The organism is Syntrophobacterales bacterium (assembly GCA_019429105.1).
Lineage (GTDB): Bacteria > Desulfobacterota > Syntrophia > Syntrophales > UBA5619 > DYTH01.
The window spans coordinates 1-8,990 of sequence record JAHYJE010000063.1 but is presented as its reverse complement, the minus strand read 5'-3'; the positions used below and the strand labels follow the sequence as shown (position 1 = coordinate 8,990).

The window sequence follows — 8,990 nt, the reverse complement described above, 5'->3', positions numbered from 1 at the left end:
CGGGAGGCGCTTTTGCATCCGCAGGGCTGCCCAACGCTCGGCGAGATTATCAGGGCGAAGGACAAGCCGCCCGAGCAGCTCACGGCAGCTATCGCCGTTTCCGATATTACCCGGCCGGTTCCCTACAAGGGAGAAACCGGCCTCCTGCTGCCGCTGCTCTCCCTTCTGGAGGCCGAAGGGATCGCCCGGAAGAACATCGTGCTGGTGATCGGCAACGGCATGCACCGGCCCAGCAGCCCCGGGGAACGGCTTGAAATGTACGGAGAGGAGGTCGTCGCCCATTACCGGATACTGGATCACGACTGCGAAAATGAAGCCCTCCTGTCGTTTATCGGCGAAAGTGCAACCGGCGGGGACGTTTTTGTCAACAGCGCTTTCTACCAGGCGGATATCAAAATCGTCACGGGCCTTGTGGAGAGTCACTTCATGGTGGGCTTTTCCGGAGGGCGCAAAGGGGTTTGTCCCGGCCTCGTTGACAAAAGGACCATCCAGAAATTTCACGGCCCGGGCTTCCTCGAATCGCCCCTGGCCGACAACATGATCCTTCAGGGCAATCCCTGCCACGAAGAGGCGCTGGCCATCGCCCGCAAGGTTGGCATCGATTTCATTGTCAATACGACGCTTGACCGGGACATGCGGCTGACCGGCGTTTTTGCCGGCCACCTGGAAGCGGCGCACGAGGCGGCGACAAGCATGGTGCGGCATTACGTATCAGTCCCGCTGGAACACGAGTACGATATCGTTCTTACCCACGGCGGCTATGTCGGACGCGACCACTACCAGGCGGTGAAAGCAGCGTACAACGCCCTGCCGGCGGTAAGGAAGGGCGGAATCCTGATCCTGGCTACCGACAACCGCGACGCGCAGCCGATCGGCGGGCTGGAATATCGAAGTCTCCTCCATCTGCTGAAGATGCAGGGGGCCGAGCATTACCTCCGGATGATCGAGGCGCCGGGGTGGAAGTTTACCAAGGATCAGTGGGAGCCGGAGATGTGGGGAAAGGTGTTCCGCAAAATCGACGCCAAGCGGTTCTTTTACCTGACCCATACGATACCGCGCGAGCAGTACTCGCTCATCCCCGGGAACTCCTGTTTTGACCTGAGGGAAGACGCGCCCGGAGCAGAGCCGGCGGCTTTTCTGCAGGAGCTGGTAGAAAATGCCCTGCGGTTCGCCATAGCCGACTATCAAAGAAAGGGCGTAAATCCCAGCGTGGCGGTGATCCGGGAGGGTCCTTACGCAATCCCCCTCCTGGCGATGGGGCAAGCGGAAAACCGGTGATAACGGTCATTGAAGCAAGAAACCTCCGCAAGACCTTCGGCAATCTCGTCGCGATCGATGATCTCTCCTTTACCGTTGCCGCCGGGGAATGTTTCGGGATTCTGGGGCCAAACGGAGCGGGAAAGACCTCGACCATCCGGATGATCTACGCCTTTTCCCCGCCCAGCAGTGGGACGCTTGCGGTGCTTGGCATGGACATAACAAGGCAGGCGCGGCAGGTGAAGGACCGAATTGGCGTTTGCCAGCAGGAAAACGCCGTAGATCCAGACCTTACCGTGCTGCAGAATCTTGAGGTCTTTGCCAGTTATTTCAATATTCCCGCAGGGGAAGCCAGAAAGAGGTCGCGGGAGCTGCTCAAATTCATGGCGCTGGAAACCCGGGAGAAATCAAAACCCGGCGAACTGTCCGGCGGAATGCTTCGACGCCTCGTGATCGCCCGGGCCCTCCTCAACCGTCCGGAACTGCTTATCCTCGACGAACCGACAACCGGGCTCGATCCCCAGACCCGCCACCAGTTGTGGGAGCGTCTGGAAAATCTCAAGCGGGAGGGACTTACCATTCTGCTGACAACGCACTATATGGATGAAGCCGCCCGTCTCTGCGACCGGCTTCTGATCGTGGACAAAGGGCGACTTCTGGTTGAAGGCAAACCGGCCGAATTGATCCAACAACATGTTGGCCGCCATGTTCTGGAGATCGTCGAACCGGCGGGCGGGATTGAGGCGTTTTTGCGGGAACAGGGGGCGTCGTTCGAGAACCTCGGCCACCGCATCATCGTCAGCCTGGATGACGGAGAGGAACTCTGCCTGAAGCTCCGCAAACGTTTCGGCGAGATTGGGTGCATCATGCGCATGGCGACGCTGGAGGATGTCTTTCTTCGCCTAACCGGACGGGAGCTGCGGGAATGAGCATCAAGGCAAAGCTTTCTTCCCGTCTGTTGCGGGTTTGGCGGAGAAACCTGCTCGTCTATATGCAGAGTTGGCGAGTCAGATCCCTGCCGCCGCTCCTCGAACCAATCTTCTATCTTGCCGCCTTTGGAGCGGGGCTGGGCGCGCTTATCAGCAACGTTGCCTACGGGGGAGCGACCATCTCGTATCCCCGTTTTATCGCCCCGGCGCTGATCGCCATTGCGGTGATGAACAATGCCTTTTTCGAAACCAGCTACGCGTCCTTCGTCCGGATGTACTACCAGAAGACCTTTGATGCGATGATGACAACGCCGCTCACCGTCCAGGAGATCATCGCCGGCGAAATATTATGGGGGGCGACAAAGGCGGTTATCGTGACAGCAATCATGATGGCGGTGATCAGCGTCTTTGGATTGATCAACTATCCCGGGGGCCTGCTTCTGCTGCCGCTGGCCCTGCTGGGCGGACTTGCCTTCGGCGGGGCGGGGATGATCTGCACGGCCCTGGTGCCGAATATTGAACTGTTCAATCTACCGATTTTTCTGTTCATAACACCGATGTTCCTCTTCGGCGGGACCTTTTTCCCCTTGGCAAATCTGCCGGGCTGGGCGCAGACAACGGCTGTTTTTCTCCCGCTGACCCATCTGGTCAACCTTGCCCGTTCGTTTGCAACCGGCAACTTTAACGCCTCTATCCTGATTGGGATCGCCTATCTGACTGTTTTCTGCATGGCAACCCTGCCTACAGCCCTCTATTTGATGCGGCGCCGTCTCATTAAATGATTGGGGCGCCGCCGTAAATTTTCATTGACTGTCGTCCCTGCTTTGATTTATCATGCTGCGCAGGGATAGCCATTATGTAAAGAAGTTTAAACCCTTTTCACTGATGAGAGGAGGAACAAAAAATGGTTGAATATCCAAGGTACGAAAAGGTGCTTTTCTGCACGGATTTTTCCAAAAATTCAGACCAGGCCTTCAGTTACGCGTTCGGAATATCGCGGCGGGATGGGAGTGATTTGTACATCCTGCATGTGATGACATACCCGAATAATTATCCGCACTATGTAGAGGGTTATTTGAGCGCCAAGGAATGGAAGAAGGTCGAGGATGCCCACCGGAAGGCAATCGAGCAAAATTTTGAAGATCTTTATCTTAGCAAGATAAAAAACAAGGAGCATGTGCACGCCGTGATCAAGATCGGCCGCGAAGATGAGGAAGCGCTTAATTTTGCTAAAAAAGAAGGCATCGACATCGTTGTTGTTGGCACGCACGGCAGAACCGGCCTAAAACACGCGGTTCTGGGAAGCGTGGCTGAAAAAATCGTCCGGCAGTCGCCTGTTCCGGTACTCGTCGTCCCCGGTAAAAAAATAGGGGTCTAAACCTGAGGGGCGTAACTCATAATTTTCACAAAATCGGCCCGTGCTGGTTTCAGCGGGCCGATTCCACATACTCTACAATCTTTTCTCCAATCGTCTTGACAACATGCTCGAACTTCTGTTCGTCCCGGTCCAGGAGCGTCATGCGAAATCCCGGCAGATCGGTAAAGAACGAGGTGAGCGGAATGACGCAGATGCCGGTCGCCCCCAGCAGATAATAGACAAAGCGCTTGTCCTGCTCGATCGGTTCGGCAACAAGCTCCTCTATGTAGGTGCGGACGTCTAACTGGGCGATCGCCAGCCGCTGGTTGTTGTTGAGCACCGCCTCGTTGAAAACAACCGTCATATAAAAGGCGCCGCAGGTCCTGTTCACCATGACATAGGGCAGGTCCTTCAGAATTTCATAGGCGGTGTTGGAGAGCCTTTCATAGTTGGTAACCCTTTCTTTCAGGTAGGGCTGATACTCCGGGTGGGCCATAACCCTGGGAATCGCCAGTTGCGGCAGCGTCGTCGAGCAGACCTCCGACATCTTCTGGGTCAGGATGGCGTCGATATACCGGGCGAAGGTTTCATCCTTGTCGGCGTTGTAAAACTCCATCCAGCCGCAGCGGGCGCCGGGCCACGGAAACTCCTTGGAGATCCCCTTCATGGAGATGCCGGGAACATCGCCGATGATATCCGATAACGGCGCCGTCTTTTTCCCGTTGTAAATGATGTTCTGGTACGTCTCGTCGAAGATCAGAAAGAGGTCGTAGGTTTTGGCGATTTCGACTATCCGCCGGAGGGCCTCCTCCGGATATACATAGCCGGTGGGATTATCGGGATTGATGACGAGGATGCCGACAATCGACCGGTGGCTCTTCACCTTTCTTTCCAGCTCGTTGAGATCGGGCGACCAGTCGCAGTAAGGGTTCATCCGGTAGGTGTTCGGTGGAAAAGAGGCGTGCAAAACCTCGGCCAGCAGATGGGTGGAGTAGGTCGGTTCCGGCATGATGATCCGGGCATCAACCCGGATGGCGCCGTAGGCACGGGCTATCGCATCGCCCAGACCGTTGAAAAAGAGTATGCTGTCCGCCGTGATCTGCACCTTGCCGCGGCAGTTTACCCTTTGGGCAAGGAACTCCCGGGTCGCTTCCATCCCTTTGGTCGGGGAATAGCCGTAAGTGGCGTCTTCGTGCAGCAAATCCGTCAGCACATCCTTCATCCATTCGGGGATCTTTTCCCCCTTCTGGATCGGATCGCCGATATTTTCCCAGACAACCTCCACCCCCGATTGCTTCAGCCGATTGGCTACATTGACAATGTTGCGGATTTCATAAACAAGCCCATTCCCGCTCCGGGCAATATCGAATCTCATAATCCCCTCATGTTAACTTCCCGTAAGTTAGATTTTGCGTTTCATTAATACAATTGACAGTTTCTGTCTATAATTTTTTTAAGCGCAGTTTTACCGCTCCTGCTTGTTGTGGACATTAAGGGTTGAAAATCTGTGCTGATAGCGGTATGAGTCAATAGAGACGCAATATTTTTATCTCCCGAGGCAATTGCAAAACTCTCACATTCTGTCATTCCCGCAATGATTTTAAGCGGGAATCTGGTTCTAACTGCTTGAAAAACCGTATTCCCGATAGAAACATTCGGGAATGACAAATAGTTTTGCAATTGGCTCTCCCGCGTTAAAATCGGGAACAACTCTTTGAAAATATACGAAACAAGAAAGAATAATAAATGGAAAACAGATGGACTTTTGTAGATAACCCGGCAAACCTTAAAATCGCCGAAAAAAAAATCGCTGCCGCCGCCGTTGTCGCCATCGATACGGAGTATGACTCCTTCCGCTATTTCTTCGACAAATTATGCCTGCTTCAGGTTCAAACCGGCGCAGAAACCTGGCTGATCGACCAGATGGCCGGTCTCGATATGGCATTTCTGGGAAAAGTTTTTGACAATCCGGACGTTTTGAAGATCTTTCACGCCGGGGATAACGATATCCGAATTCTCAAACGCGATTACTCATTCTCCTTCCGCAACATCTTTGATACCCATCGCGCCGCCTCCCTGCTGGGGGTGCGCCAGCTTGCCCTTTCCCGCCTGCTGGAGAGCTATCTGGGCGTTACTCTTGAAAAAAAAATGCAACGCTCCCGGTGGGATCTACGGCCCTTGAGTATCGATCAATTGAATTACGCCGCGCTCGATACGGTTTATCTGCCTCCCCTTTATCTCAAACTGAAGGCGGAGCTGGATGAAAAAGGGCTGGAAAGAGAGGCGGAACGGGTTTTTGCCGGGGTAACGGAGGTCGTCTGGAGGCCAAGGGATATCGATCAGAGCGGTCACCGCAAACTCCCCGGCTATCGGCAGCTTACCCCCGCCCAGAAGGAGAGGCTCCGGTTATTGTACAGTTGGCGCTTCGACAAGGCGCAAAAGACCGATCGCGCCTGCTTCATGCTTTTGTCGGATCACCAGCTTGTCTCCCTGGCCCGCGTTGACGAAGTCTCGGCGGAGAAAATAGTCGGGCCGGGGCTGCTCTCGTCGGCGGGTGCGCAACGCTTCGGTTCGGAGATAATTGATATCCTGATTCAGTAAAAATACCTCTGTCAGGTCTGCCCGGAATAGCCTCCGGCCTCTCCGGCGGATGGCAAAGGCGCCGGCGCTACCGGCTTTCCGAGGACAGAAGAGAAGGCAGCGCCAAAGGCGCCAGCGCGTCTCCCGGATAGAGCACCTTTTCCAGGAAAAGACCGGAGGTCGGCGCCGTGTAGTGCGCCGGGAGATCGGAATGGCTCTTCAGCAACTTCTCCACTTCCGCGGGGGGGATGTTTCCCCGCCCCGCCTCGACCATAATCCCGACGATTCTCCGCACCATTTTCCACAAAAAATGGGAACCGACGATGCGAAAGACGATCATGTCCCCCCAACTGTTCAGCTCCAACCGCTCAATCTGCACCTCCGTCGAGAGATTCTTGTCGATCCTTTTATCGGCGAAGGTGGAAAAATCGTGGAATCCGTGGAATTTTTCCATTGTCGCCTGCATTTTCCCCATATCGAGAGCATCTTTCACCCACCAGACATAACGCTTCATAAAGGCGGTGCGCCGACCGGACAGCAGGTAGATATAACTTCTGGCCTGCGCCGTGTGCCGGGCGTGAAATTTGTCCGCGACCTCCTCGACCTTGAGAATGTTGATCGAGGCGGGGAGCAGTTCGTTCAGTTCGAAAAGCATCTTTTGCGGCTGAATCCGGCGCGGGGCTTCAAGGTGGGCAACCTGGGCCAGCGCGTGCACACCGGCATCGGTGCGTCCGGCCCCCTGAATCTCCACCCCCTGGCCGAAAAGTTGCGACGCTGCCGTAATAAGGGTTCCCTGCACGCTCCGGGCGTTTTTCTGCGTTTGCCAGCCGCGGTAGCCGGTTCCGTCATACTCCAGGGTAAGCTTGTACTTGCAGCAAAAAGACTGGCCCGTTCTTTTCGGGCGCGGCGGCGCATTTTTCTCTTTCATGTTGTCCCTTCATCTTCCTTAATTGTTCGCCAACCATTGCCTGATCCGGTGTTTTTTATTTCAGCGGCGGCGCCGGCAACAACTGCTGATTCTTCTCCCCGAGCAAGATCATCCCCTGCAGGCCAAACAGGATGTCGGCATCAGGCAGGTCCCGGTCGGGAAGTTCACTGCCCGGGTGAAGCGTCGTAATGACCGTTTTTCCCACGATAATCCGGCCCTTTACGCCATTGGCCCCTTTTGTTCCTACTTTCCAGAAATTGTGGAATATCAAAGGTTTTCCCCGGTACGTTCCAATATACAGCATGATATGCCCCGGCGTCCAGAGCAACGTCCGCCAGGGGACGCCTTGCTGGGTGATGAGCGCCTCTTTTTTTTCAGGCGCAAGCCCAAGCAGCGACACGAACCTCCCGGCGCCGGCCTGGTCGATAGAGTTGCGCGGCAGCAGGATGCCGAAAGGGGCGAACAGATCCCTGGTTGTTGCCGAACAGTCCCTTTTACCCTGGAATCCCCCCCAGCCGTATTTTCCGCCGACGAGTTCGCCGGCAAGGCGCGCGACATTACGAGCGGTGAAAGGAAGCGGCTTTTCGGCCGCCGCTCCTGCCGGGATGCTTCCTTCGGCTAACGAGGCCCTGCCGGCGGCGTCCCTTTGCGGAATTCCGATGCGCACGCTTTCGCCCTTGCCCCCGACTTTGGGGAAAACGGCCCCCAGCGGCGCGAAAAACAGGGCGCCCCCGCCGCCTGAAACCGGCGTTTTGTCCCGCACGATAATTACATAGTTTCCATTTTCCCAGGATGTCATAAAAGCGGGCGTCACGGGAGCGACCACCTCGGCCTTAACCCAGCCGACAAGGTGTTCGGTCTCCGCAAGCAGCCATTTTTTATCCCGACTGATTAACGTGATAAAAACGGGAGTCCCCGCCGGGATAGAGGACTGCTGAAAGTTGTCGAACGAGTTTTTTATCCCCGGCGTCGAATAATTCGAATGGCGCTCTATGGTTGGCAGCATTCGGGAATCGGTTTGCCTTAACGTTATTGCAGGAAACAGCCCTTGCGGATAGAGTTCGACGGGAACATTTTCAATGATTGATCTTATCCAGTTTGGGCTGCGGAGCCGTCCGTCGCTTCCATAACCAGGATTGTTTTCATATTTTTGCACCCCCCAGGTTGCCGTTTCCCGGCTGTGGTGCGGTTGTTGACGATGCCACGGGTTAAAAAACGCAAGGTTTGCTTCCCTGTTCAGGCGCGCCTGCTCTTCCGGCGGCAGCAGCCATTGATCGGCGGTGGCGGCTTGCATGTAGGAAAGCGGATTCTGACTGAGGGCGGAAAGATCGCGGATCGTTCGCTGCGCCAGAATGCTTGACGGAACTGCCAGTTGCGCCAGCGCCACAAGAAAAATCATCAGGACTGATGTGATTACAGGCGACGCGAAAAGATGCAGGCGTCTCTTTATTTTGGCAGCCATTAAACAAGTTCGGAAAATCATAGCGCGTCTTTAGCTTATGTTGGCATCTGCCGGTTTTGGGGTATCGTTAAATTGCGTTAAGGCGCTTACACGGCCATCGAGGTCGTCTTCAAGGCTCTGGTTTTCGCAGTCGGGAAGCGTGGCTCAAAACGTGAGTTGCGCCCAGTCATCCTTGATAATATCGGAAATCACTGAACCGACATAAACTACATTCAAACCGGCGGCTTCGAGCGCTACTTCCCGGTTGTCGCTGGTTATGAGTGCAAACATTTTTGTTGCCATGAGGAGGCTCCATTCTCACTGTTTCTGTGACTTTATCAGAAAAAAGAGGCGTCAGCCACCATTTTAATACCCAAAATCCGCGATTAAAGTGGATATTGCAAGAGAAATACATTGAAAAACCCCGTTGATTCAGATATATATGTGTTGTCAAGACGCCATAAATACCAAACCAACGAGGTTAAAGACATGCTACAA

Annotated in this window: 9 protein-coding genes; 5 read left to right on the top strand and 4 right to left on the bottom strand. The window is 54.8% G+C overall.

Going from position 1 to position 8,990, the window contains the following annotated elements:
- The 4 genes from larA to K0B01_14035 form a co-directional block, all read left to right on the top strand.
- A partial coding sequence (gene larA / locus K0B01_14050; protein ID MBW6487262.1) for a nickel-dependent lactate racemase occupies positions 1-1,278 on the top strand: 1,278 nt, incomplete at its 5' end.
- Positions 1,275-2,186 carry an ATP-binding cassette domain-containing protein gene (locus K0B01_14045; protein MBW6487261.1) on the top strand — a complete coding sequence of 304 codons (912 nt, stop codon included), beginning with the start codon at positions 1,275-1,277 and terminating at the stop codon, positions 2,184-2,186. The genes larA and K0B01_14045, both read left to right, overlap by 4 nt.
- On the top strand, positions 2,183-2,968 hold the full coding sequence (locus K0B01_14040) for an ABC transporter permease (GenBank protein MBW6487260.1): 786 nt from the start codon (positions 2,183-2,185) through the stop codon (positions 2,966-2,968). Before K0B01_14045 ends, K0B01_14040 begins: the two co-directional genes overlap by 4 nt.
- 122 nt (positions 2,969-3,090) lie before the next feature.
- Positions 3,091-3,564 carry a universal stress protein gene (locus tag K0B01_14035; protein ID MBW6487259.1) on the top strand — a complete coding sequence of 158 codons (474 nt, stop codon included), beginning with the start codon at positions 3,091-3,093 and terminating at the stop codon, positions 3,562-3,564.
- A gap of 49 nt (positions 3,565-3,613) precedes the next feature.
- Here K0B01_14035 and K0B01_14030 read toward each other — a convergent pair whose 3' ends face one another.
- A complete protein-coding gene (locus tag K0B01_14030; GenBank protein MBW6487258.1) occupies positions 3,614-4,918 on the bottom strand; it encodes a pyridoxal phosphate-dependent aminotransferase in 1,305 nt (434 codons plus the stop codon).
- Positions 4,919-5,289: 371 nt separating this feature from the next.
- On the opposite strand from K0B01_14030, the gene K0B01_14025 reads away from it, so the two are divergent.
- Complete coding sequence (locus K0B01_14025; protein MBW6487257.1) at positions 5,290-6,144, top strand: ribonuclease D; 855 nt, start codon at positions 5,290-5,292, stop codon at positions 6,142-6,144.
- A 67-nt stretch (positions 6,145-6,211) separates the two neighbouring features.
- On the opposite strand, the gene truA is transcribed toward K0B01_14025, so the two are convergent.
- The 3 genes from truA to K0B01_14010 all read right to left on the bottom strand — a co-directional run bounded on the left by truA (position 6,212) and on the right by K0B01_14010 (position 8,795).
- Complete coding sequence (gene truA, locus K0B01_14020; protein MBW6487256.1) at positions 6,212-7,051, bottom strand: tRNA pseudouridine(38-40) synthase TruA; 840 nt, start codon at positions 7,049-7,051, stop codon at positions 6,212-6,214.
- A gap of 55 nt (positions 7,052-7,106) precedes the next feature.
- Positions 7,107-8,513, bottom strand: coding sequence for an SH3 domain-containing protein (locus K0B01_14015; protein ID MBW6487255.1), 1,407 nt, complete (start codon positions 8,511-8,513; stop codon positions 7,107-7,109).
- A gap of 144 nt (positions 8,514-8,657) precedes the next feature.
- On the bottom strand, positions 8,658-8,795 hold the full coding sequence (locus K0B01_14010; protein ID MBW6487254.1) for a hypothetical protein: 138 nt from the start codon (positions 8,793-8,795) through the stop codon (positions 8,658-8,660).
- Between the last annotated feature and the right edge of the window lie 195 nt (positions 8,796-8,990).

What these genes read in the sequence shown, in the direction of transcription:
- K0B01_14040 (MBW6487260.1), top strand. Translation starts at nt 2,183, where the DNA reads ATGAGCATCAAGGCAAAGCTTTCTTCCCGTCTGTTGCGGGTTTGGCGG.
- K0B01_14035 (MBW6487259.1), top strand. Translation starts at nt 3,091, where the DNA reads ATGGTTGAATATCCAAGGTACGAAAAGGTGCTTTTCTGCACGGATTTT.
- K0B01_14030 (MBW6487258.1), bottom strand. Translation starts at nt 4,918, where the DNA reads ATGAGATTCGATATTGCCCGGAGCGGGAATGGGCTTGTTTATGAAATC.
- K0B01_14025 (MBW6487257.1), top strand. Translation starts at nt 5,290, where the DNA reads ATGGAAAACAGATGGACTTTTGTAGATAACCCGGCAAACCTTAAAATC.
- truA (MBW6487256.1), bottom strand. Translation starts at nt 7,051, where the DNA reads ATGAAAGAGAAAAATGCGCCGCCGCGCCCGAAAAGAACGGGCCAGTCT.
- K0B01_14015 (MBW6487255.1), bottom strand. Translation starts at nt 8,513, where the DNA reads ATGGCTGCCAAAATAAAGAGACGCCTGCATCTTTTCGCGTCGCCTGTA.
- K0B01_14010 (MBW6487254.1), bottom strand. Translation starts at nt 8,795, where the DNA reads ATGGCAACAAAAATGTTTGCACTCATAACCAGCGACAACCGGGAAGTA.